The 24,288-nt window shown below is 58.8% G+C and carries 24 protein-coding genes; 6 read left to right on the top strand and 18 right to left on the bottom strand.

Annotated elements, in window-relative coordinates; all coding sequences use genetic code 11:
- The first annotated feature begins 5 nt into the window (after positions 1 to 5).
- The 5 genes from WIF35_RS16530 to WIF35_RS16510 are packed head-to-tail and all read left to right on the top strand — an operon-like array spanning position 6 to position 4,094.
- Positions 6 to 503 carry a peptidylprolyl isomerase gene (locus WIF35_RS16530; RefSeq protein WP_412479314.1) on the top strand — a complete coding sequence of 166 codons (498 nt, stop codon included), beginning with the start codon at positions 6 to 8 and terminating at the stop codon, positions 501 to 503.
- 53 nt (positions 504 to 556) lie between these two features.
- Complete coding sequence (locus tag WIF35_RS16525; RefSeq protein WP_412479313.1) at positions 557 to 1,231, top strand: UDP-2,3-diacylglucosamine diphosphatase; 675 nt, start codon at positions 557 to 559, stop codon at positions 1,229 to 1,231.
- A 4-nt stretch (positions 1,232 to 1,235) separates the two neighbouring features.
- A complete protein-coding gene (recQ, locus tag WIF35_RS16520; protein WP_412479312.1) occupies positions 1,236 to 3,053 on the top strand; it encodes a DNA helicase RecQ in 1,818 nt (605 codons plus the stop codon).
- Positions 3,054 to 3,066: 13 nt separating this feature from the next.
- Complete coding sequence (locus tag WIF35_RS16515; RefSeq protein WP_412479311.1) at positions 3,067 to 3,465, top strand: hypothetical protein; 399 nt, start codon at positions 3,067 to 3,069, stop codon at positions 3,463 to 3,465.
- A gap of 11 nt (positions 3,466 to 3,476) precedes the next feature.
- Positions 3,477 to 4,094, top strand: coding sequence for a DUF2238 domain-containing protein (locus WIF35_RS16510; RefSeq protein WP_412479310.1), 618 nt, complete (start codon positions 3,477 to 3,479; stop codon positions 4,092 to 4,094).
- Positions 4,095 to 4,148: 54 nt separating this feature from the next.
- On the opposite strand, the gene WIF35_RS16505 is transcribed toward WIF35_RS16510, so the two are convergent.
- From WIF35_RS16505 to WIF35_RS16470, 8 genes are all read right to left on the bottom strand, one after another.
- Positions 4,149 to 5,807, bottom strand: coding sequence for a fatty acid--CoA ligase (locus WIF35_RS16505; protein WP_412479309.1), 1,659 nt, complete (start codon positions 5,805 to 5,807; stop codon positions 4,149 to 4,151).
- A gap of 101 nt (positions 5,808 to 5,908) precedes the next feature.
- Positions 5,909 to 6,994, bottom strand: a complete 1,086-nt coding sequence (locus WIF35_RS16500; protein ID WP_412479308.1) for a tetratricopeptide repeat protein — start codon at positions 6,992 to 6,994, stop codon at positions 5,909 to 5,911.
- A 1-nt stretch (position 6,995) separates the two neighbouring features.
- Positions 6,996 to 7,823 carry an ExeA family protein gene (locus WIF35_RS16495; RefSeq protein ID WP_412479307.1) on the bottom strand — a complete coding sequence of 276 codons (828 nt, stop codon included), beginning with the start codon at positions 7,821 to 7,823 and terminating at the stop codon, positions 6,996 to 6,998.
- Positions 7,824 to 7,845: 22 nt separating this feature from the next.
- Complete coding sequence (gene mshL / locus WIF35_RS16490) at positions 7,846 to 9,567, bottom strand: pilus (MSHA type) biogenesis protein MshL (protein WP_412479306.1); 1,722 nt, start codon at positions 9,565 to 9,567, stop codon at positions 7,846 to 7,848.
- A complete protein-coding gene (locus WIF35_RS16485) occupies positions 9,564 to 9,962 on the bottom strand; it encodes a hypothetical protein (protein WP_412479305.1) in 399 nt (132 codons plus the stop codon). The genes mshL and WIF35_RS16485 overlap by 4 nt, the downstream gene beginning before the upstream one ends.
- Entirely contained in the window at positions 9,947 to 10,633 is a 687-nt protein-coding gene (locus tag WIF35_RS16480; RefSeq protein WP_412479304.1) for a hypothetical protein, read from the bottom strand. The genes WIF35_RS16485 and WIF35_RS16480 overlap by 16 nt, the downstream gene beginning before the upstream one ends.
- On the bottom strand, positions 10,633 to 11,295 hold the full coding sequence (locus tag WIF35_RS16475; RefSeq protein WP_412479303.1) for a PilN domain-containing protein: 663 nt from the start codon (positions 11,293 to 11,295) through the stop codon (positions 10,633 to 10,635). Before WIF35_RS16475 ends, WIF35_RS16480 begins: the two co-directional genes overlap by 1 nt.
- Positions 11,292 to 12,215 (bottom strand): hypothetical protein, encoded by a 924-nt coding sequence (locus WIF35_RS16470; protein WP_412479302.1) that lies wholly within the window; start codon positions 12,213 to 12,215, stop codon positions 11,292 to 11,294. Before WIF35_RS16470 ends, WIF35_RS16475 begins: the two co-directional genes overlap by 4 nt.
- Positions 12,216 to 12,692: 477 nt before the next feature.
- Here WIF35_RS16470 and WIF35_RS16465 point away from each other — a divergent pair, with 477 nt between their 5' ends.
- Positions 12,693 to 15,929, top strand: a complete 3,237-nt coding sequence (locus tag WIF35_RS16465) for a DUF6701 domain-containing protein (protein WP_412479301.1) — start codon at positions 12,693 to 12,695, stop codon at positions 15,927 to 15,929.
- Positions 15,930 to 15,939: 10 nt separating this feature from the next.
- Here WIF35_RS16465 and WIF35_RS16460 read toward each other — a convergent pair whose 3' ends face one another.
- From WIF35_RS16460 to WIF35_RS16415, 10 genes are all read right to left on the bottom strand, one after another.
- Complete coding sequence (locus WIF35_RS16460) at positions 15,940 to 16,404, bottom strand: hypothetical protein (protein WP_412479300.1); 465 nt, start codon at positions 16,402 to 16,404, stop codon at positions 15,940 to 15,942.
- The gene (locus tag WIF35_RS16455; protein ID WP_412479299.1) at positions 16,401 to 17,261 is read right to left on the bottom strand and encodes a prepilin-type N-terminal cleavage/methylation domain-containing protein; all 861 of its coding nucleotides are present in this window, start codon (positions 17,259 to 17,261) and stop codon (positions 16,401 to 16,403) included. The genes WIF35_RS16460 and WIF35_RS16455 overlap by 4 nt, the downstream gene beginning before the upstream one ends.
- Positions 17,245 to 17,703: a type II secretion system protein gene (locus tag WIF35_RS16450; protein WP_412479298.1), complete on the bottom strand. Its 459-nt coding sequence runs from the start codon at positions 17,701 to 17,703 to the stop codon at positions 17,245 to 17,247. Before WIF35_RS16450 ends, WIF35_RS16455 begins: the two co-directional genes overlap by 17 nt.
- A 97-nt stretch (positions 17,704 to 17,800) precedes the next feature.
- The gene (locus tag WIF35_RS16445) at positions 17,801 to 18,319 is read right to left on the bottom strand and encodes a Tfp pilus assembly protein FimT/FimU (protein WP_412479297.1); all 519 of its coding nucleotides are present in this window, start codon (positions 18,317 to 18,319) and stop codon (positions 17,801 to 17,803) included.
- Positions 18,320 to 18,342: 23 nt separating this feature from the next.
- Positions 18,343 to 18,789, bottom strand: a complete 447-nt coding sequence (locus WIF35_RS16440) for a type II secretion system protein (RefSeq protein WP_412479296.1) — start codon at positions 18,787 to 18,789, stop codon at positions 18,343 to 18,345.
- A gap of 21 nt (positions 18,790 to 18,810) precedes the next feature.
- Entirely contained in the window at positions 18,811 to 19,422 is a 612-nt protein-coding gene (locus WIF35_RS16435) for a type II secretion system protein (protein WP_412479295.1), read from the bottom strand.
- A gap of 27 nt (positions 19,423 to 19,449) precedes the next feature.
- Positions 19,450 to 19,875: a hypothetical protein gene (locus tag WIF35_RS16430; RefSeq protein ID WP_412479294.1), complete on the bottom strand. Its 426-nt coding sequence runs from the start codon at positions 19,873 to 19,875 to the stop codon at positions 19,450 to 19,452.
- A gap of 6 nt (positions 19,876 to 19,881) precedes the next feature.
- Positions 19,882 to 21,105 (bottom strand): type II secretion system F family protein, encoded by a 1,224-nt coding sequence (locus WIF35_RS16425; RefSeq protein WP_412479293.1) that lies wholly within the window; start codon positions 21,103 to 21,105, stop codon positions 19,882 to 19,884.
- Between the two features lie 6 nt (positions 21,106 to 21,111).
- On the bottom strand, positions 21,112 to 22,821 hold the full coding sequence (locus tag WIF35_RS16420; protein ID WP_412479292.1) for a GspE/PulE family protein: 1,710 nt from the start codon (positions 22,819 to 22,821) through the stop codon (positions 21,112 to 21,114).
- Between the two features lie 128 nt (positions 22,822 to 22,949).
- Positions 22,950 to 24,230: a DEAD/DEAH box helicase gene (locus WIF35_RS16415; protein ID WP_412479291.1), complete on the bottom strand. Its 1,281-nt coding sequence runs from the start codon at positions 24,228 to 24,230 to the stop codon at positions 22,950 to 22,952.
- Positions 24,231 to 24,288 lie beyond the last annotated feature (58 nt).

Here is a 24,288-nt window from a genome sequence, read left to right as displayed (position 1 = left end):
CAACCATGTCGCAAGTCAAGCTGACCACCAACCACGGCGCCATCACCCTCAAGCTGGATGCCGAAAAGGCCCCGAAGACCGTCGCCAACTTCCTGGCCTACGTCGAAGCCGGCCACTACAACGGCACCATTTTCCACCGCGTCATCAAGAACTTCATGATCCAGGGCGGCGGCTTTGCCCAAGGCATGGACCAGAAGCCGACCAATGCGCCGATCGAGAACGAGGCCGCCAACGGCCTGAAGAACAAGCGCGGCAGCATCGCCATGGCCCGTACCAACGATCCGCATTCGGCCACCGCCCAGTTCTTCATCAACACCGTCGATAACGACTTCCTCGACTTCAAGGCCCCGAGCGGCCAGGGCTGGGGCTACTGCGTCTTCGGCGAAGTGACCGAGGGCCTGGACGTGGTCGACAAGATCCGTGCCGTCGCCACCGGCAACAAGGGCTTCCATCAGGACGTGCCGAAGGAAGACGTGGTCATCGAGAAGGCCGAGATCGTTTGATCCTCTTCATCTCCGACCTGCACCTGTCGCCCCGGTCCCCCGGGGCGACTGCTTTGTTCCTCCGCTTTTTGCGCGAACGGGCGCGTAACGCCCAGGCGCTCTACATTCTCGGCGACCTGTTCGAAGTCTGGGTTGGCGACGATGTCAGCGACGACTATCACCAGCAGATCATCGCCGCCCTCAAGGCAGCCAGCGATGCCGGCCTGCAGATTTTCGTCATGCACGGCAATCGCGACTTCGCGCTTGGCGAGGAATTCGCCCAGGCCGCCGGCGCCCGCCTGCTGCCCGACCCCTACGACCTCGCCTTGCCCGAATGGTCCTTCGTGCTATCTCATGGCGACGCCCTGTGTCTGGATGATCCGGCCTACGTTGCCTATCGTGCCAAGGTGCGCGATTCTGCCTGGCAAGCCAGGATGCGCGCCAAGCCGCGCTGGATGCGCGCCCTGCTCGGTCGCTACATCCGCTGGCGCAGCGCCCGCAAGAAGCGCCTCGAACAACGCTACAGCGACCTCGACGGCGCGGCGACCGACGATTTCCTGCGCGACCATAGCTACGCCACCTTCATCCACGGCCACACGCACCAGCCCGCCAAGCACGACCACATCGTCGACGGCATCCACGTCGAACGCTGGGTAATGGCCGACTGGCACGAAGACCGCGGCGAATGCCTGGTCTGGGACGGTGAAGCGCTGACCCGCGAAGCCATCCTTCCTGAAAATCGGCCCTAAAGGCATGTCCACCGCAGCACTGGCCCTCGAGACCCTGCGCGACGTCTTCGGCTACCCGGCCTTCCGCGGGGCGCAGGCCGAGATCATCGAACATGTCGCTTCAGGCGGCGATGCGCTGGTATTGATGCCGACCGGCGGCGGCAAGAGCCTGTGCTACCAGATTCCTGCCCTGCTCCGCCCCGGTTGCGCCGTCGTCGTCTCGCCGCTGATCGCGTTGATGCAGGACCAGGTCGACGCCCTGACCCAACTCGGCGTCAAGGCCGCCTGCCTGAACTCGACGCTGGACTGGCGCGAGGCACAGGCCGTCGAGCAGGCCATGTTCAGCGGCAGTCTGGACCTCGTCTATATCGCTCCCGAGCGCCTCTTGCTCGACCGCACGCTGGCCATGCTCGATGCGCTCTACGAGGCCGGAAAGCTCGCCCTCTTCGCCATCGACGAAGCGCACTGCGTGTCGCAATGGGGTCACGATTTCCGCCCGGAATACCTGCAGCTCTCCGCCCTGCACGAACGCTACCCGAACGTGCCGCGCATCGCGCTGACCGCCACCGCCGACCAGGCGACGCGCAACGAGATGCTGCAACGCCTTGGCTTGGGCGAAGCCCGCGTGTTCCTCTCCAGCTTCGACCGGCCGAACATCCGCTACACCGTGGTCGAAAAGGACAACGCCAAGAAGCAACTGCTCACGTTCCTGACCGGCCGCCAGGGCCAGACCGGTATCGTCTATTGCCTGTCGCGCAAGAAGGTCGAGGAAACCGCCGAATGGCTTTCCGCCCAAGGCTACCCGGCGCTGCCTTACCATGCCGGCCTGCCCGCCCCGGAACGCGCCGCCAACCAGCGCCGCTTCCTGCGCGAAGAAGGCCTGATCATGTGCGCCACCATCGCCTTCGGCATGGGCATCGACAAACCCGACGTTCGCTTCGTCGCCCACCTCGATCTACCGAAAAGCATCGAGGCCTACTACCAGGAAACCGGCCGCGCCGGACGCGACGGCGAACCTTCCGAGGCGTGGATGACCTACGGCATGCAGGACGTGGCGCTGCAGCATTCACGTATTGCCGAATCGGGCGCCAGCGAAGGCCAGAAGGTGCTCGAGTCACAACGCCTGACCGCCCTGCTCGCCTACTGCGAAGCCCCGCGCTGCCGCCGCCAGGTGCTGCTCAATTATTTCGGCGAAGAACGCGAACCCTGCGGCAACTGCGACGTCTGCGCCGATCCGCCGGAACTTTGGGATGGCACGCAGGCCGCGCAAAAGGCGCTGTCCGCCATCTACCGCACCGGCATGCGCTTCGGCGTCACGCATCTGACCGACGTGCTGCGCGGCAAGCAGAATGACCGCATCAAGCAATACGGCCACGACCAATTGCCCACCTTCGGCGTCGGTAGCGACCTCGACGAACACGCCTGGAAAAGCATCTTCCGCCAGCTCGCCGCCGCCGGCCTGGTGCATGTCGACATGGCCGAGCACGGCGCACTGCAGCTGACCGACGCCGCCCGCGAAGTGTTGAAGGGCCAGCGCAACGTACAACTGCGCCGCCCGGTCAAACGTAAATCCACACCCAGCCGCTCAACCACTCGCACGCCGGTCAGCGATCTTTCCGCCGCCGACGAAGCCTTGTTCCAACTGCTACGCAAGTGGCGCTCCGAAACCGCCAAGGAGCAAGGCGTGCCGGCCTACGTCATCCTGCACGACAAAACCCTGCGCGAACTGGCCGAAGTCCGCCCGACCAGCCACGGCCTGCTGGCCAGCGTCAGCGGCATGGGCAGCGCCAAGATCGAGCACTACGGGGCGGAGTTGCTCGATCTGATTCGCAACGAGGGCTGAAGGGCTATCTGCGATGTCAGTGCCCAACGCCACATCCAAGGAAGCAAATTCTCCACCGCCTAATATTGGCGTCGCAATCCTGATCGCCTTGGGCGGAGTCATTGCAATCCTCATGCTGCTCGGTATCGAAAGAGCCCGTCCATCGATTGCCGCCTGCAAGAACGGCCAGCTCCCACTGACCACCATACAAGGCAACGTGCGTAAAGCAGGGGAAGACTATTACTTGGTTAGCGAAGGCAACTGGCATCTGCCGCAAAGCCGCTGTCCCGGCAAAATCCGGAAAGCCTGCCTGGAGGAAACCGGTAATGCAGAACTCTGGCTGTACGCCCATCTCGGTGCCGGGGTCAGCGCCAGAATCTGCGCCCATGGCATAGTCGATTACACTGTCGCCGAACGTAGCTTTTCCCGCTGATCGCATCCTCCATGTCATCTCCAAAACTCTCTGTCAGCCTGGCAGCCATTGTCTCTGGCGCCCTGATCGTCTCCGGCATCGCTCCCTACGACCGTGCCACCTGGTGGATGGAAGTGGCCCCGGCGCTGATCGCATTGCCGTTGCTGATCGCCACGCACAAGCGCTATCCGCTGACCGACTTGCTTGCCGTGTTGATCGCCCTGCATTGCCTGGTGTTGATTGGCGGCGGTGCCTACACCTATGCCCGCGTGCCGCTCGGCTTCTGGTTGCAGGATTTACTCGGCACCGTGCGCAACCCCTACGACAAGATCGGGCATTTCATGCAGGGTTTCGTGCCGGCGCTGATCGCCCGTGAAATCCTGCTGCGCGGCGCTTACGTGCGCGGGCGGCGCATGGCCGCCTTCCTGTGCATCTGCGTGGCGATGATGATCAGCGCCTGTTATGAGCTGATCGAATGGGGTGCCGCCGTGGCCATGGGCCAGGGTGCCGACGAATTCCTCGGCACGCAGGGCGATGAGTGGGATACGCAATCCGACATGCTGATGGCGCTGATCGGTTCAAGCTGCGCCATGCTTTTCCTGTCCCGCTGGCACGACCGCCAGTTGGCGAAATTCAGCCAAAACGACTGAAGCGGCGGCACCGCAGACTGACTGCTGCGGTGCACTGGCCAAAACAGGCAAAAATCAAATGCAGAGCGCGTCCGGGTCGGCCCGCATCAGGCGCTTGTTCATCTTGCCGACACTGGTCTTGACCAACGTCTTGACGAAACGCACCTGCAACAGCACGCCGTAACGCGAGATGCCTGCCGCCTCGATGGCGTGCGCCGCGTAGTTGCGCAGCGCGTGCTCGGTGATCTGGCCGACCTGCTCGGGCTTGAGCAGAACCAAAGCGAGCGGGCGTTCTCCCCACTTCTCGTCCGGCACGCCAATCACCGCCACTTCATGCACCGCCTCGTGCTTGGCGATGATGTCTTCAAGCTGCAGCGAGGAAGTCCATTCGCCGCCGGTCTTGATCACGTCCTTGATGCGGTCGGTCACCTTCAGGTAGCCGGCCGGGTTGATGTTGCCAATGTCGGCCGTGTGCAGGTAGCCGCCGGCCCACAACTCTTCCGAGGCTTCCGGCGCGGCCAGATAGCCTTGCGTCAGCCAGGGCGAACGCACCACCACCTCGCCGGTCGCCTTGCCGTCGTGCGCGACATCGCCCATCTGCGGATCGACAATGCGCAGGTCGACCAGCGGCAGCGGCCGGCCGGTCTTGGCGCGAATGACCGCCTGCTCTTCCGGCGTGCGATCCAGATCGGCGCTTTCCAGATGCGCCATGGTCAGCACCGGGCAGGTTTCCGACATGCCGTAGCCGGTGAACAGGTCCATGCCGCGCTTCTGGGCGGCAATCGCCATCGCCTCGGGCATCGCGGCGCCGCCGATCAGAATCTTCAGGCCGGTGAAATCGGTTTGTTTCGCCTGCGGGTGACTGAGCACCATGTGCAGGATGGTCGGCACGCAATGCGAAAAACTGACGCCCTCGTCGGCAATCAAGCGGCAGATCACATCCGGCTGATAGCGTCCGGGATAAACCTGCTTGACGCCCATCATCGTCGCCAGATACGGGAAGCCCCAGGCGTGCACATGGAACATCGGCGTCATCGGCATGTAGACGTCTTCGCGGTGGATATGGCCCTGACGGTTTGCGCCACCCAGCGCACTGGCCACGCCCAGGGTATGCAGGACGAGCTGGCGGTGGCTGAAATAGACGCCTTTCGGGTTGCCAGTGGTTCCCGTCGTATAGAAGGTCGTGGCCTGGGCGTTTTCGTCGAAATCCGGGAAGTCGTAGTCCGGTGAAGCGGCGGCAAGCATAGCTTCGTATTCACCGGCGGCGGCCATCGGCGCCTCCGGCATCGCCAATTCGTCGCTGATCAGGACGAAGGTCTTGACCGTTTCCAGCTTGCCGGCAATCTCGGCCAGGATGTGGAAGAACTCGCTGTTGACCATGACCACGTCGGCCTTGGCGTGATTCAGCGTATAGAGGATCTGTTCCGGGCTCAGACGAACGTTCACCGTCTGCAGGATGGCGCCCATCATCGGCACGGCGAAGAAAGCCTCGAGATAGCGGTGGCTGTCCCAATCCATCATCGCCACGGTCTGCCCGGACTCGACGCCCAGGCCGCTGAGCATATTGGCCAGCCGGCCGATGCGCTCGTTCAGCGTGCGGTAGTTGTAGCGCAGCCGCCCCTGGTAGGTGATCTCTTGCTCTGGTGCGCAAGCCAGCGGCGTCAGCAGCAGCTGCTTGATCAGCAGTGGATATTGATAGGCAGACGGCGTCGACTGGACGAGTTTGACCGGCATGGCATTCTCCCTGAAGCTTTTGTTATGAATTGATGACAGCAATCAGGCGATTCTACTCGCGGCCCGCGTGGAGAACAGCACTTCGGCGGCGGAGGAACGCTTTACGGGCGCAGGTGTTGCTCGGCTACACCAATGAGCTCAGCCGACAGCGTGGCCGATTGCAGGCTGCGCCGGAAGGCCTCGCGTGCCTCCTGCGTTTTGCCGTCGGCCTCCAGGGCCAGACCCAAGCCAAGCCACCAGCGCCCTTCTCCGGGCGCCAAGCGAGTCGCCCGCTGGTAATGACCGACAGCCGCTTTCGCCAAGCCGAGCCGTGTCTTCACGTGGCCCTGGAAGCCGGCATAGTCGGCATTGTTCTCGGCATGTGCCTGATGACGCGCCAAGGTCTTGTCGGCGGCAGCCAGATCGCCGTGTTCGAGTTGCAGACGGGCAAGCGACATCGCCCAGCCAATCTGCGTCGGCTGGCCATCCAGCCCTTCCTGCAGGATCTGCATCGCCTCATCGGTCTTGCGGGCTTCGAGCAAGCCACGAAGCAGTAACTGGCGCGCCGGCACAAAGCCGGCATCGAGCTTCAGAGCGGCCTTCGCTGCTTCCATCGCCTCGCTACCTCGCCCGGAAGCCAGAGCAATCTCCGCCTTGCGGAATTCCGCTTCGGCCCGATCGCGCGGGGTCAAAGGCAGGTTGCTCTTCTCGATCTTGGTCGGGCCGGATGTCGTTGCCGGAGCCAACTGCGCGGGAGCCTCTTTGGCTGGTGTGCTTTCGGCCACCTGCACCGGCGTATTTTTCACCGGCATCGCCACCGGGTCCGGCACGGCAACCAAAGGTTCCGCCGGAATGGGCACCGACGTCAGGCTGGAGGCCAAACGCAGACTTTCGGAAATTGGCTCTTCCGGGTTGTCCACCGCAGCAGTCGACGTTTCGGCGGGCGCGACTGGAGCAAGCGGTTGCACGACGGGTTTGCGAACCTCCTCCGTCATGCCGAGCAGTGGCAGCAACTGGCCATTGACGTGCAAGCCAGCCGCCACCAGGCCACACAGCGGCAACCCGAGCAACAAGAAGGTCTTGAGGAATTTCCCCTCACGCCGCGGCATGCTCGGCAAGGCGCGTATCTCGCGTTGCAGGTTCTGGCGCAACAGATCGTCCGGCCGCTTGGCCTCGAGATCGCGCAGCATGTCGTTGATCAGGCTCATCTCACCACCATCCAGGGGACGAAGCCCCTTCCGTATCCGCTGCCGCTCGCTTTACGTGCACTGGTTTGACTGCGTGCAGCCCTTCGCCATACGCCGCCAACAAGGACTTGTGAGCCAGGATGTTCAGCAGACGCGGCGTACCGCGGCTGGCTCGGTGCAACGCTCGCACCGTCCGCGGCTGAAAAATGCCTTCGCCACGATAACCGGCGACGCGCAAACGGTGTTCCAGATACTTCCCGACTTCCTGGTGATCCAGACCGGTCAGCTTGTAGTGGAAGGCAATGCGCTGCAATAGTTGGCGTATCGAAGGCTCACTCAACTTGGCATCGAGTTCCGGCTGGCCCAACAGGATGATCTGCATCAGCTTGCGCTTTTCGGTTTCCAAGTTGGACAACAGGCGCAGCGACTCGAGGGTCTCCAATGGCATGGCCTGCGCCTCGTCGATGCACAGGACGACTCGGCGCTCCGCCGCTGCATGTTCAAGCAGGGCGCGATTGATTTGCTTGAGGAGGTGGTAATCATCCACATCCGTGCTTACCGCCAACGCCAATTCCTCGGCCAAAGCCAACAGCAAGGTCCGCGGCGACAGATAAGGATTGGGCAGATAGGCGGAAACGGCGTTTTCCGGCATCGCCTGAAGCAAGCGCCGGCAGAGCAATGTCTTGCCGGTACCGACTTCGCCGGTGATCTTGATGAATCCCTCACCACTACCGATGGCGACCAGCAAGGTGTTCAGCGCTTCCTGATGACTGCGCGTGATGACGGTGTAACTGGTGTCCGGGGTGATGCCGAAAGGCAGCTCACTGAGTCCGAAATGCTCCAGATACACCTTCAGCCCTTGGTCCTATGGCTCATTGAAATTGCAGACGACGTGCCGTACGGGGATCAAGCTCCTGCATGCGATCCTGCGTTTCGGCGGCAATGTCGCGCCAGCTGTTTTCGTCCTTGATCACCGTCGAACGCAACAGGATGACCAGCTCACGCTTGGCGTTGGCAATGCTCTTCTGACCGAACAACAATCCGACACCTGGCACGCCACTGACCACTGGCAAACCCGTGCGGCTATTCTGTTGGCTCTGGCTCATCAGACCACCGATGGCAACGACACTTCCATCCTGGACACGGACCACGCTATCGGTTTCCTTGATCGTGCTCGAAGCGAGCGGCAAGGTGAATGTTCCGAGGTCGCCCAGGTCGACGTTCTTTGTCTTTTCCTGAACCACGCTGACCGACGGGTGAATATGCAGGATGATATTGGCGTCGTTGTCGATCTGCGGAGTTACGTCGAGCGCAATGCCGGAGAAGAAGGGCTGGAGGTTGATGTTCGGTGTGACCACGTTACCGGAGGCACTGGTCGTGGTATTGGTACTGATACCGGTGACAAAATAATCGTCAGTACCCACCTTCAGAACGGCCTTCTGGTTGTTCGTCGTCGCGATACGCGGACTGGACAACACCTGCACATCACCTTGACCTTCGAGGAAGTTAAGCAGGGCGCCAAAATCCTTCGACTGGAAAGTCAGGCCAAAGAAACCCGAAGCATTGGAACTGCTTGTCAGGCTACCGTTCACCCCGGGCGTCGCAGATGTCAGCCCGGAACCGGAGAGGGTTCCAGTGCCCCGAATCGTTGCTCCCGGCGACATGATGCCCAAGGCAAAGCGATCCGCCACACCGGCGAACTGGCTCCAGTTGATGCCGGTCTGGAACTCATCATTCAACGCCACTTCGAGAATCTTCGCCTCCAGCATGACCTGGCGCTCGACGACCAGCTGGGTCGCCTTCAGGTAATCCTCGACGGCGCGGATTTCCGCCGGGTTGGCCTTGACCAGTACAACCCCCGACGTCGGGTTGACGATGATGTTACGGCCCTCTTGGTTGCCCACAAGCATGCTCAAGGCTGCCGACAATTCCTTCCAGAAGTCGTAATCAGAAGTTGTTTGCACCCGGGCGCTGTCCGTCACCCGTTGCTGCGTCGGAACACCGGTCGTACCGCCCATGGTGTTGCTGACCTGTTGCCCGGTCGCCGTACCGGCACTGCTCGTCGGCGTCGAGGTCGTCGGCGAACTGCCGGTCACGCGCATGTCGCTCATGCCCTGGCGACGATTGGCCAGATAGTTGATCTTGAACAGGCGGGTTTGCACCGTATTCGGTTGCACATAGATACGATTACCCTGGAAACGATAGTCGTAACCGTAAACTTCCTTCAGTGCTTCCAACGCCTCTCGGACCGTGGTGTTCTTCAGGTTCAGGCTGACGTTGCCGCTCAGCTCGGGCGGGAAGAGCACGCTATATGAGGTATCCGATACCAAGGCGGTCAACACCTGCGTTACCGGGGCATTGTTGACTGCCAGATTGAAGCGCGACTCCGGCTTCTTGGCCACCGGCGCATCCAGTTGCAGCGGCGGCAACATCGCTTGGCCGACCACGTCGGCACTGGCCGACTTGGCGCGGCTGCTGGCTGCGGCAGCGACATCCCGGTTGGCCCGGTCGAACGCATCACCGCGGCTGACGTATTGGTTGCTACAGGCCGTCACGGCGAGGCCGGCGAATGCGATCATCCAGAGCTTGCTCATGGCGAATCCTTAAGCTGCCCGCTTTTCCCCGTTTTACGGGCCTTGGGCGTCACAATCATTTGTTTATTGACTTCAGGAGTCAGATAAAGATGGGTCAGCCCATCCGGCCCCTGCAATACCGCTTCTTTTTCAGTCAGGCGAACCAGGGTGGCATCGCCAAGCTTTCCGCCGAGCGCCACGGTCTGGCCACCGATGAGAGCTATCGGTTTGCCGCGCTGCGGCAACATGACTGACTGCAAACGAAACTCGGTTTCAGTGCTCGTTGTCACCGCGCCGGACTCTCCGCCCCCCAGCCAGCCGGCCGGCGGACGCGTCGGATCGGCCGTTTGCGCCCATGCCATCCCGACAACCAGGCACAGGGCAAGACTTGCCACGTTTTTCACAGCGCCAGCCATGTACGCTCCGAACTCAAGGTATAAACGGTCAAGGTCATTTCGGCCCGCGGATAGTCCTTGACGCGATAATTCAAACCGCCCCACAGCAGCCGTTTGTCCAGCTTTTCCAACTGGGCGACATAGGATTGCAACTCGCGGTAGCTGCCCTCAATCTTCAATTCCACACCGTGACGATAGAGGTCGAAAACCCGCTCCGATGACTTATCCTTCGCCTTTTTCTCGCCTTCGTTCGCACCCCCGAGCACACTCTGCGGTGCAAGCGTCTTCAGGCTAACGAGACGGAGCCCGGGCTGGCGTGCCAACAGGCGTTCAAGGAGTTGATTCATTTCTTCCGGCGGCACCAAGGCGGCACCGAAATCCTTGATTTGCTGATCGAGCTTTGTGCGCTCCGCGGCCAGGGCAGCCAATTCGGCCTTCTTGCCGGCATCCGGGTCTTGCTGCAGTTGGGCTTGCAGCGCAGCGACTTGTGCCTGCATCTGGTTAATCGACGCTTCCTGTCCCGCCACCTTGGCCTGCAGCGCTTTGCGCTGTACGGCCTGAGGCTCGAGCCAAAGCGCATTGATCATCAATGCCGGCCCCAACACCATCGCCATTGCAATCAGAAGACGCTCACGCCGTGACCACACGTTGTAACGTGCTTGAAGTGCCTGCCAGCGCTGATCGATAGCCATCACTCGCCCCCCTTCGCAGCCATCCGCTCAGTGGTCAGGGCGAACTCGACGAAGCGCGGACCAGGCTTGGGTTTGTTGTCGCTGGCAGCTTGCGCGGCCGGCCCCTTTTCCTGAACGGGATCGACTGCCTTCATATCGAGCGCGGCAAATTTACGGCCGGAAAATGCGGGCTCATCATTGAGTTTGGCAATATAAGCGGGCAGCAGAGACGAATCTGTCAGACGCCCCCGAATCTCAACAGCCTGCCCCTGAAAGCCGAAGGCGGTCAGCCAGACACCATCCTTCACCTGCCGGCCAAAACCTTCCATCAGCACGGAGTAACTTGAGGCTTCATCCGCTTTGCCTTGAGAAATCACCTTGACGACTTCGCGCCGCTGCTCGACCGCCAACTGCTGTAGCTCGAGCTCTTGCGCCAGCAGCGGACTTTCCTTGCGCGAGGCGACACTCTGGCCGAGGGTCTGCACCTGCTGTTGAAGCAACGCCAAACTCTGGCTCAGTTCACTATCCCGGTCACGCAAAGCCTGGCTACTCATGTTACCGAGTGCACCAACACCCACAACGAGAACCAGCAATCCCCCGGCCACGCCAGCCACCACCGGCAAGGCCAACCAGTCGAAACGCCGGCGAAGCTCCGGGAGAATCAGATTGATCTGCTGGCTCATGCGGCACTCCTCAAGGCAGCGCCAATCGCCAGCAAGCCCTGCGCCTGACGCTCCGGAGAACGTAGCTCGGGGATCGATTCGAAATTTGCCACTTGGGCCATGTCCACCGCAGCAACCGGCAAATACAGGTTTTCCGCGAGCGTAGCGACGGTGCCGGCACAATCGTGCTCGGCCGCGACAATCAAACGAGATACCGAAATGAAGCCGTATTGGCGGTCGAAGTTATCCAGCGTACGTTGTAATTCGAGCGCCAAGCGCTCAAGCATCTGACGGCGACGCTCTTCGTCAGCCTGCGCCAACGCTTCGGCCGACACCTCGATACGCCGCGACAGATAGAGTTCGCCGCGGAAAGTAATGACCAGCAGGCTGTCGTTGCCGCTCAAAGCCAGAAACGCCAAGCCGCGATTGGGCTCCTCGAACAGCGCAGCCACGTTGCGCACGGCCATTTCCGGGATATCGATGGCATCCAGTTGCAACTTGGCATCGCCAAACATCGCCATCTGCTGACCAACCACGGTCGCCGGCGCGGCTACCGCAAAGACGTTTTCCTGCCGCCCCTCGGTGGGAATGGAAGCCACGGCAATCGCCGCTCCATCCACCGGAAAATCGACCATATCCTTCATGCGCCAGCGCAGGGCCTGCACCCGCTCGCCTTCCGGCACGGCAGGCGCCTCCAGTTGGAGCAAGCGGTAATCGTTCTCGTCAAGCAGGGTCGTGCAACGATAACGCTTCAAACTGCGGCTCTGACCAAGGCGTGACAAGGCATCGTCTACACCGCGCTCAACGCGAAAAGAGTCGAAGGCCCTTATTTCCGGGCGTTTCCCTACTTCAGAAATGACGTGCGCAAGATCGATGCGGTCGCCGCTACGCACGACAGCCATCCACCCTTCCGCCAGTTTCACCCCAAATTTGGGCCACATGCACAAGCACCTAAAGTTTTTTCGTAAGGATAGCCACTAACATACTATTTTTCAATGATTTTTTTAAAACAAAATATCAAATATGAAGCGCGCATCGCCGTCACTAAAGAGTGCGGTGAGCAATACAAAAGTTAGCGGCATAATACTGGGTATCGAATTAACTCCGCAGGGGCAAACCATATGCCTGCTTCGCAACAATCCAGCATCCATAGAACATATTCCACATTCTTGTCATATGGAATGTTCCTTGAGAGACTTCAAAGAACTTTGCAAGTCAGCTTGCTTTGCCTCATTTTCCTGAGTTCTCCATGTTGGGCATTAATCAGTATTGACTCAGTTACGCTGGATGGAGGTAGCAGTCTCGGCATTGCCCCAGGAGCGACGTTTCCAATTCAGGTTTCCGCGACCAACGATGCCACCAACAACTGGCAATCCACCTCTTGGCGGATAGCAAGCACCAGCGGCGCCATGACTTGCATGGATCATGCCGACCATTTTGGCAGTGGTAGCAGCGCATCTGAAACATTGAGCGTCACTGCACCAAACGTCGCCGGCACCTACAACACCTATATCTCCGTTTCCAGTAATGACAGCTGTACCGGAACACTCACCACGACAACATTAGCCAACAGCATTACGGTTGCCGCCCCCACCTTAAAGAAAGTGTCGAGTGCGGCCTCCGCCGGGGTCGGAGACACCATCACGTTCAAGATCACAGCGACCAATCCACTGTCGATCCCCCTTAACAACGTCACTGTCACCGATACCCTCCCCACCGGGATGAGCTATGTCGCCGATGTAACTTCACTGGGTAGCACGACGACATCCGGTCAGATAGTCACCTGGAACATCCCCTCCATTCCTGGCAGTAGCAGCGCTCAGATGACTCTGGTCGTTACGGTCAATCAAAAAGGAACACTCGTAAACTCGGTAACTACAGCGGGGTTAAGTACTCCGGTCACAGCCTCGGTAGTCGTCTTGGAAAGTGTTGTCACTCACTTCCGCATGGATGAAGCCGCTAGTTCCTGGAAAGGAACAGCCGGGGAGGTTCTGGATAGTGGCACGACATCCCTTTCCGCCAGGCGGGTTACCACTAGCACTCCGACCACTACCAACGCCGTCGCCCCCAATCCAACCATCGAGTCTAGTAACTCCAGCGTCGTTGGCAGCTTTTGCAATGCCGGTAACTTTGATGGGAAAGCCTACATTCAGGTGCCACATACGACCGACGTCGAATACAAGCAGCAGTTATCAGCTACGGCCTGGATCTACCCTAAAGCCTATCCAACCGGAAGTGGCGGAAACGACCTGAACACCATTCTTTCAAATGACCAAAACTACGAATTCCACCTGAACCCAAGCGGAAAACTTTTCTGGTGGTGGAACGCGAGTTCTCTGACATCAAACACCACGATTCCATTGAACAAATGGACGCATGTGGCCATTACCCTGAATTCGTCATCCGGCGTCCGTAGGCAGCGTATTTATATCAATGGCGTTCTGGATAGCAATGTCGGAAATTGGCAAGGAACACTCAGTTCCAATCCTTGCGACTTTTTCATTGGCGGCGACATTGCGACAGACGGGCAATGCTCGCTGCTTTCATCGCGTAGCTTCAAAGGCATGATTGACGAGGTCAAGCTATACAAATCCGAACTGACCGCCTCAGAGATCGTCGCCGACATGACCCTCGGACGAACATGCTCTGGGGATTTTGACCATATTCGCATCGAGCATGATGGCAATGGCTCGATTTGCTATCCAGAGACAGTGACTATCAAGGCTTGCATGGATAGCTCCTGCACTCGGCTTTATCCGGGCAAGGTCACGGTTACCCTTTCCTCGACGGGATGGAGCAGTAACCCAATCAGTTTTACCAATGGATCAACGACACAGACATTGACGATTGGTAGCAGCCAAACCTACACATTGGGCACCGATAGCGTATCGCCGACTCCCTCCAACCAAACACGCTGTTTCAATGGCTCGACTGAAACCTGCACGCTGACCTTCGCGTCTGCGTCTTGTAATTTCGACGCAGTTGAAACCAGTGCCCCCCCCCGCACCCGGATTTTCACGAAGCTCTCCGGAACCAATTTCAACCTGGATCTTCTCGCACTAACCTCCAGCTCTACAGTTAATACGACTTATAAAGGGTCGGTAACGGTCGATCTGGTCGATGCCTCCTCATCCAGTTGCCCGACCACGGCTGCCCTGGGTAGTGCGCAAACTGTCACTTTCGCCAATAGCGACAAGGGGAGGAAGAACGTCAGCTTCGACCTCAGCCGCTACTCGGGTGGCTCATCCACAGCCGCCGCAGCACGGAATGTGCGCGTTCGAATGACGGCAGGATCCAGCGCGCCAGCCTGCTCAACTGACAACTTCGCAATTCGTCCCAGCCAATTTGCTATTTCGTCCAGCATGACCAACAGCACTCTGACTGGCACCCCAAAAGCAACCGCGGGCACGGCCTTTACGCTGACCGCCAACTCCGGCGTGAGTGGAGGCTATTCCGGCACACCACTGCTCGATACCGGCAAAGTCTACGACCATAACGGCACGGCTATCGCCACCGGAACACTTTCTGGCAGTTTTAACGCTGCGACCGGAATATCTGCAGTGGGCAACTCGTTCAAATACCTTGATGTCGGAAACATCCAGCTTGATAAGGACGCTGTCATCGACTCTAGTTTCACCGGAGTCGACCAGACATCCGACTGCATTGCTGACAGCACGTCAAACTCGCTTGCCAGCGGCAAATACGGATGCAATATCGGAAGTGCCTCGTCGGCTAAATTTGGGCGCTGGTACCCCAGCCACTACTCCTTCGCAGGCACTCTCACGCCGTTCTGCAAGTCCACCAATTTCACCTACATGGGTCAGGACCAGCTTGCCGCTTCGCTTGTTTTGAAGGCCCATGCCAGCACGGGTGCTACCGCATCCGCTTCTGACCCGGTTACCAGTCGATACACCTCGGGCTACACCAATCTGGCCGGAGTGACTTTCACTGGCGATAACAACGGCACCTCCGTTGCCACAAGCAGACTGACCTCCCCCAATCTTCCGACCATGCCCAATACTGCCCTCTGGGCGAACGGTATCTTTACCTTGAGCGACACCTACGTTTTCTCTCGCCTCGCCAGCCCGGATGGCCCCTACGATTCATTCAAGTTGATCGCTACTATCAGCGATCCGGATGGCTCCGCCTTGATCGGCACAGCAACGCAGAAAGCCACCAATACAACCAGCCTGCGCCATGGCCGCCTGTGGATCGGCAATGCCTACGGCTCAGAAATGCTCGATCTTGCGATTCCGTTTGAAGCGCAATACTGGACAAGTGGGGGCTACTACGCAACGAACCGCTCGGATAGCTGCACGAATTTCAACGTTAGCAGCATCATGCTGTCGAACTTCTCCGAGAATCTGGCGGCCTGCGAAACCCAACTTTCACCCATCGGAACCCAGACGCTAAGCGGAGGCAAATTGAAGCTGAAGCTCACTCGCCCAGGACTGGATGCCAGCAACGTGCCAAATCGGGGCAGCGTTTTGCTCACGCTGAATACTGGTAGCACAGCCAGCGGCACAACCTGCGTAACATCCAGTTCGTCTTCAGCCACGGCGGCGTCCATTCCATGGTTTGGCAGCAACCCTTCCGGGAAGGCCACCTTTGGAATTTCACGCTCGCCCTATATCTACTATCGGGAAAACTTCTGACCCACAGGTTTCAGCAATCATAGGGAGGTGCCGTGATACCTGAGTCACGGCATTTCTCAACCGTCACTTCGACCTGTCGCTCGATACCTGGTTGCTTCACTCCTGTCGCGGTAGCACGCGAAACGATACGGAATATTCTTAGGCTACGCCCGGCTTCCGTGGTATCGGTGCTCGAACAACTTACGGTGACGTTGTGCCCAGGTATCGGCGGGTTTGAAGTCGCAAAACACGGGGGCAGACTGGCGGTCTGCGCATTCGGGTCCAATTGGAACATGCCCCACTCTGCCCCGGCGCGCGCCGCCTGATAAGCGCGCGAACCACCGATATCCGCCGCCATGTTGGCGTGCGAAGTTGAAACCATCGTCGCGATGGCTGCTGCCAAGATGGACATCAACAACAGCAGGAATATTGCGGTCACCACTGAAATACCTCGCTGCTGCGGTGCACTGGCTGTTTTTGGCAAAAAACTTGTCATGGCGTATTCAGAATTTCGACCTGATGCAGCAACTGAACCGACTCCGCATTTCGGGTCAAGGTCAGGCGTAAGACTGCCAAACCATTGCGTTGCAAAACCGCAGGCGTGTAGGTAAAAACGCAATCGGAGACATCGGTGACAAGGATGTTGCTGGTACCGCCCAAAGTAGAGAAATCAGTCGGCTGCGCAGCGATGAAATCATAGCCGGCGCGTCGAATAATCGCCCCGGAAACCGTATCGCAGACGTAGGAAACTGGCTGTTGGACAATTTGAAAACGACTTTGTGGCGAAGCGAAGGGAAACTGCTGATTCGGTGCAGCAGCCAACTGATAACTGATGTTCGATACGGAACCAGGTGCTGTCGTAATCTCTCGGAGATTCGTGCGGGAATAGACGTTTGCCCCCAGCTGGCCAGTGTTATAGACGACCAGATAGCTACGATCTACCGGCGTTATCGCTACTGGTATTCTGACCTGAGGTCCCAGCACATCAAAGCTGTTATCAGAGGTACTAGAAAAATCGAGAATATCCCCAGTTCCGGTATTGCTCAGCGCCGCCCGATAACGCCCTGCATCAACAATCGGTACGAACTCCAGAATCTTACCGGTTCCATCCACTCGAACGCTGTTAGGTAGAGCCCCCTGCAAATCACGTGCAATCCTGCGAAGAGCGGTATCAGCAGCATCGGATAACTCTGCTCGGTTCCCCACATCAATATAAGCATCAATCTGCTGCCGACCAAACATTGCAATCATCGAAACGATGATTCCGGTAATGACGATCGAAATGATCATCTCGACCAAGGTAAAGCCCTGGATCGAACCGGATGTTGAGAAAGTATTAGATACGCGGCGCATAGCGGAAGCGATAACCGGTCAGCGAATAAGACTCCTGCCCCGTGCAATCCACCGGCGGAGTTCGGCAAACCATCACCGTAATGGCCAACGCAGCATCGTTCGTCGCTGCCCCGAAAGTGCTACCCACTTCCGCCATGCTGACCTCGGCGCGATATCCATTGACCGCACTGGTACCACTGGGATCGGCAACGTTATTCATCGAGAACCCGGCGTAGTCGCGAACATTGTCGTAATTCTCTCCGGCACCACCACGAGACTCGCCGGCAGTTGCGCCCATCGTATTTTGGGGCTGTGCGCAATCGCCATACGACTGCGCCGTAGATACCGCCGCATCGCCTGGGTCGCACCAGGTAAATGGCTGATGAAGCACTTCACTCAGCAAGGATTCGGCAATCGCCGCCATCTGCTTGGTCTGCATGGGGTCCGCACTATGCTTGACCATCGGTCCTATGGCGGAAACCAACGCCATCACGCCAACACTCATGATGACAATGAATACAATCAACTCGACGAGAGTAACTCCCCACTGGAGAGATCGCCTAGTGGACATATCCCGTTTCCGCCTCAACAGTGATTGCCAAGTTAGCCGGCAAGCCATTGATCGAGATTACTCTCCCGGGATTCGTTCGGCCGGCCGTATCAAACTGAATAGCTGACGGCGTACCCACAAAACTCGCCTTTCCATCTGCACTAACATTCAGCGCCACGCCGTTGGGGCCAATTAAGGTTTGTGAATCATCACAGTTGGTATCTGCGAAATTCTTGGCTATCTTAAATTGCGCACCGTCGCCCGAAAAGGTTACACAGACCACTCGATGGGCTGCAATAGCCGATTTCTGTGCATACCTCAAACTGGCTAGAACCCGATCTCGAAACCCTCGCTCATCCAATCCAGTCGACATGAGCTTCGGCAAACTTACAGCAGCCAGTACGCTAACGATCAGAATTACAACAATCAGTTCAAGGGTAGTAAATCCGCCCGTATGTCGTCCCCAAGCAGAAAACCCGCCTTTTGGCGGGTTTTCTGAGGAAGCGCGTGACCTCAACAGGCAAGCCATGTTTCAATCGGATCAAACTTGGCTTAGTTGGTACAAGGAATGTAAGCCAAGGCTTCTTTACCGTTCTTACTAGTAATTTTACAGTCAATCGTAACACCTGCTCCGCAACCCACAGTCGTTCCTGCTGTAACAAGATACTGGTTGTCGTTTGCCGGAGTACCGGTAAAAATAAGAGAAACGCTACCGGACACAATATTGGCTGAGCCTGCAGCTTTCAGCGAGTTGGTGTTTCCCAAACAGGCATCAGTGGTATCCGAGATTGCTTTTCCACTTGCGTTTCCAGCCTTCACGGCACCATAGTTGATCGAGCCCCACGAAGATACCGTACCCGCAACTCCCTTGGTTGCAGCTTGCTCAGCATCTCCCGTCAGATCAACAAACTTCGGCAATGCCGTCGCTGCCAAAATCCCGAGAATAACGATCACAACGATCAGCTCAATCAGCGTAAAACCTTTTTGTACAGCTTTCATTTGTTTAACTCCCAAGAAAAATCAACAACCGGAAACCGTCAGCCCGCTGATCGCAGCGGCCGAATTGGCCTGCGTTGGTTGGGCGTAGGTGAAGAAACAGGTCGAGGCATCGGTTGCCCCAACCACACTAAATGTCGCAATGCCGTTGGACGCCGAGTACATGTACCCTTCCGCCTCCAACTGCGTTTTATTCGGATTGAAGATGCCGGTCAGGCCAGCGGCGGAAAGAATACCGGCCGAACCACCGACAGCGCTGGCTTCCGGATAACCGTAAACCATGTAGATCAAACCGCTTTCGGTGCACACCGTACCGTTCAGGCCATTGCTGTTGTTGGCCGTGCCTCCACCGACGCAGGTATTGGCATCGGCCACGCCGCCACGCGAAAGGGTGGTTGCATGGACCAGTGCTGCCGCAGCGGAAACGCTGCCCCGCGCAGCCTGCAGCTTGGCGATGCGTGCATCGCGCTGCAGATTGACGAAGCGCGGCAAAGCGACTGCCGCAAGGATGCCGAGAATGATGAAGACAACGATCAATTCGATCAGCGTGAAGCCACGCTGACGGGAAGTGCATCGCATACCGTTTTTGCCTGTCATGTTGACGTTCTCGGCGGGAAAGCACGTAACTTTAGTCATACCCACTCTCTTTCACAAGCATCTCTACTACTTTTTACCTAGCCTTAACAAACCAACTCCCGCCATCACCCCTCGCCCATTCTCCCGGCTTGCTGAACGAGTCAGGCGGAATTGGGCAAGATGTCCGTCACGAAAGCTATATACCAATTCCTTGGAGCGTGTATCGAAATACCAAACGCCGTTGCTTGCTGGCGGCAGATCCAACGCCCCGACATAGTTGGGCGGACGGTTGGCAATCCAGTCCAGTGGATTGTCGCTGTCCGGCAAACGGCCGCCGAAGGCTTCCCGATGCGCGACTCTTTCCAGCAATTGGGAGCGGATTGAGGCCGCTTCGGCCTGCACAGCGGCTTCCTCCATGTTGCTCTGAATATCGTTGAGCACAAAGAGCAGCAGCGTTGCCAGAATGCTGACAATCACAACGACAAGCGCGAATTCGTAATAGCGCCGCATCATCTTGCCTCATCGCTTGAGCGCCACTTTACCGAGGTCCCACATCGGCAGGAAGATGCCAAGGGCAAGGATCAGGACCAGAATACCCAGGCAAACGATCAGGATCGGCTCGATCTGCTGGCCCAGCGTCTTGAGTTCGTACTCGACTTCGCGCTGATACATCTGGCCGATCTCTTCCATCATGTCGTCCAGCGCACCGGACTCTTCGCCTACCGCCACCATCTGCAAAACCACGGGCGTAAAGAAATTGGATGCGATGGCGGCGCGCAGCACACTTTCGCCACGCTCAACGGTGTCTCGCATGCTTTCGATCTTGCTGGCGACATAGGTGTTATCGACCGTCTGCGCCGAATTGGTCAACGCCTGCATGACGGGCACGCCGCTACGCGTACCGAGCGCAAAACTGCGCGCGAAGCGGGCCATGGCTGCCTTACTGACGATCTTGCCGGCGATCGGAATGCGCAAGGCAATCGCCTCCCACTGCATGCGCCCGGCAGTCGTCCCCACCCACGCGCGAAAACCAAAGACGGCAGCAATCAAGCCTACGAGCATGGCCGGCCACCAGGCCACCATGAAGTCGGAAAAGCCGAGCAGCAACCTGGTCATCAGCGGCAATTCAGCGCCAAATCCCTGAAACACCTTGGCAAAGGCCGGGATAACGAAGAGGTTGACCACGACGATAGCCGCCGCCATGGCGATGACAACGAACATCGGGTAACGCAAGGCCGACTTCACCTGCTCGCGCATATAGCGCTCGAACTCCATGTGCTCGAACAAGCGCAGAAAGATCTCGTCAAGCAGGCCGGTTGCCTCGCCGACGCGCACCATCGAGACATAGAAGGGCGTAAACACCTTGGGATGGCGAGCCAGCGAAACCGAGAGTTCGCGCCCGGCTTCCAGGCTTTCGCGGACATCGCGAATGACGTCCCGCATCGCCGGGTTGGTTGCCGACTCCTGCAAACCGGTCAAGGCCCGCATGATCGGCACGCCGGCCTTGAGCAAAGTATGAATCTGGCGAGAAAACAACAGGATGTCGATATGCTGGACGCGCGGTCTGAATAGCGTAATCCCGCTGGCGACGCTGGCCGCTTTGGCTTTAGTTTCCGTAATAGAAAGGGGGGTGACGCCACGCCCGAGCAACAGGTCCGCTACATTGCCCGCCGTCGCCCCTTCGAGGACTCCCTCGATCAGCTTGCCGCCGGCATCCCGGCCACGGAAGGCGAAATTGGCCACCTGCGCTTACTCCTCGAACTGGTTGCTGACCCGCATGGCCTCGCCAACGGTCGTCGTACCGGCCAACACCAAGCGTACAGCATCGCGACGCAAGGTTTCACCGGCCATCTGCTGACGTGCAGCACGCATGAACTCACCGGGATCTTCATGGTTGAGCGCCTCGACGACGTGGTCAGACATTTCGAGGAATTCATAAACCCCGGTGCGCCCCTGGAAACCCGTATTGGCGCAGTGGGTGCAACCGCGACCGTGATGGAAGCGATGCTCACCGCTGCTATTGCCCAACTCGTAACGCAACCATTCTTGTTCGTTCGGCGTCGGCTGATATTCTTCGCGGCAATTCGGGCAAATCACCCGCACCAAGCGCTGAGCCACCACCATATGCACCGACAAGGCCACCATGTAGCGCGGTACGCCCATGTCGAGCAGGCGGATCGGCGTCGAGATGGCATCGTTGGTGTGCAGGGTGGACAGCACCAAGTGGCCAGTCATGGCCGCGCGCATACCGATTTCGGCCGTTTCCTGGTCGCGCATTTCGCCGATCAAGACGATATCGGGGTCCTGACGCAGCACGGTACGCAGCACGCGGGAAAAGGAAAGATCGATCTTCTCATGCACCTGCACCTGGTTCAGGCCGGGCAGGCGGTATTCGACCGGGTCTTCGACCGTGATGACCTTTTTCTCAGTACTGTTCAGTTCGTTCAGCGCCGCATAGAGCGTTGTCGTCTTACCGGAACCGGTCGGGCCAGTGACCAGCACCATGCCGCTCGGCCGTTTCAGGGAATAGCGAAAGCGTTCCAGCACGCGTGGCGGCATGCCGATCCGCTCGAGGCCGAGCAACCCGGTGTTCTGGTTGAGCAGACGCATGACGACCGATTCGCCGAACTGGGTCGGCAAGGTCGAAATACGCACGTCGACCGGATTGCCGCGTACTTTGATGTTGAAGCGGCCGTCCTGCGGCAGACGTTTTTCCGAGATATCGAGGCCAGACATCAGCTTCAATCGCAGCGCCACGGCTTGGGCAATCTTGGCATCGGCCTCGGTCTGCACATGCAGCACGCCGTCAATCCGGAAACGGATACGTAGCGATTTTTCCTGCGGCTCGAAGTGAATATCCGAAGCGCGCAGACGCATGGCTTCCTCGAACACGGTCTGCAACAGCTTGACGACCGGTGCATCTTCGGCGCCCGGCGTCAGACCAAGCAGATCGCCGAACTCGATCGGCACATCGCCCAGTTCGGCGGTCAGCTCCTTGGCCAGACCGGTAATCTGTTCGCCGCGATGATAGACGCGGTCGATCATGGCCAGCAACTGGCTCTCGGTGACCACCGCCAGATCGATTTCGCGCCGAACCTGGCGCGTGATTTCGTCGTAGGCCTGCAGGTCGGTCGGATCAGACATGCCGATTTGCAGCCGGCCGTCGCCCGTCTCGCCCAGGACCAAAGCACGGAAGCGCCGCGCTGGCGCTTCAGGCAATAGTTTGATCAGATCCGGCTTCGGCGCGAAATTGCCGAGATCGATATAGGGAATCCGCAACTGGCGAGCCAGGGCCTGTGAGATGCCCGACTCGGTAACATAGCCGCTTTCGACGAACACCCGCCCCAACTTGCGCCCGGTACGCTTCTGCTCATCGAGCGCGATTTTCAGTTGTTCTTCGGTCAACAGTCCTTGCTGAATCAGCAAGTCGCCGAGACGGATTTTTTGCGGGGGGGGCATCCCTTCCTCCAAAACGCCTTAAGAAAACGCTTTAATGGTTTGAAGTATCAGCGTAATTTCATCAGCGTAGACGGTTTTTGACAGCCCGACAAGTCGGGCTTTGCCAAAAATGTCACACTTCCGCCCACTTAGTGGTGACGGGCACCACTTCGATGCTGCTGCGGTGTACCGCCTTTTTTGCCCGATTTTTGTGAATCGCTTTTTCCGCCGCCCTGCGGCTTACGCGGCCCGCGCGGCGGCTGGGGCGGACGAGGTGCAGCAACGGCCGAAGGCTCGAAGCCTTCGATCTCCACGCGCTCCAGGCTGCGCTTGATCAGCCTTTCGATATCCTTCAACTGTCCGCGCTCATCGTGGCAAACCAGCGAAATCGCCTCGCCTTCCATACCGGCGCGCCCGGTACGGCCGATGCGATGGACGTAGTCCTCCGGCACATTGGGAAGCTCATAGTTGATCACGTAAGGCAGCGCATCGATATCGATGCCGCGCGCCGCGATGTCGGTCGCCACCAACGCCGCCAGCTTGCCATCCTTGAATTCGGACAACACCCGCGTGCGCGCCCCCTGCGATTTGTCGCCATGGATCGCTGCCGCCTTGATACCGGCCTTTTCCAGCGTCCGTGCCAGCGCATCGGCGCCGTGCTTGGTGCGGGCGAAAACCAGCACCTGATGCAGGCTGCGCGTGGTAAACAGGTGCTTGAGCAGGTCCTTCTTCTGCTCACGGTTGCATTCGATGACTTTCTGCGTCACGGTCTCCGCCGCCGTGTTGCGCGGCGCGACATCAACCGACACCGGCTTGTGCAGCAGACCGCTGGCCAGTTCGCGGATATCCGGCGAGAAAGTAGCCGAGAACAAGAGGTTCTGGCGCTCCTTTGGCAGCAACGCGATGATCTTGCGAATGTCGCGGATGAAGCCCATGTCGAGCATACGGTCGGCTTCGTCGAGGACGAAGATTTCGATGGCGGACAGATCGACGTTTTTCTGCTGCACATGGTCGAGCAGGCGGCCCGGCGTCGCCACCAGGATATCGACGCCGCGACGCAGATTGGCGATCTGCGGATTGATGCCAACGCCACCGAACACTGCCAGCGAATTGACCGGCAAATGCTTGCCGTAGGTCCGCACACTTTCCTCGACCTGGATAGCCAGTTCGCGGGTTGGCGTCAGTACCAGCACGCGCGGCGTACGGGCGATGCGCGACAGGCGGTCGTTGGCGCCAAAGGCCAAGCGATGCAAGATGGGCAGCGTGAAACCGGCCGTCTTGCCGGTACCAGTCTGTGCCGTCGCCATTAGGTCATGCCCAGCCAGCACGGCGGGAATCGCCTGTTGCTGGATCGGCGTCGGCGTGTCGTAGCCCTGTTCGGCCACCGCACGCTGGATTTCGGGCATCAGGCCCAGATCGGAAAATTTCATTTCAGGCTCCAAAACGCCACACCCGGCCGCAGCCGGGTGTGGCGTCGTTAAATGTTGG

It is taken from the genome of Azonexus sp. IMCC34839 (assembly GCF_047047955.1).
Taxonomy (GTDB): Bacteria; Pseudomonadota; Gammaproteobacteria; order Burkholderiales; family Rhodocyclaceae; genus Azonexus.
This window is presented reverse-complemented; position numbering and strand designations above follow the sequence as displayed.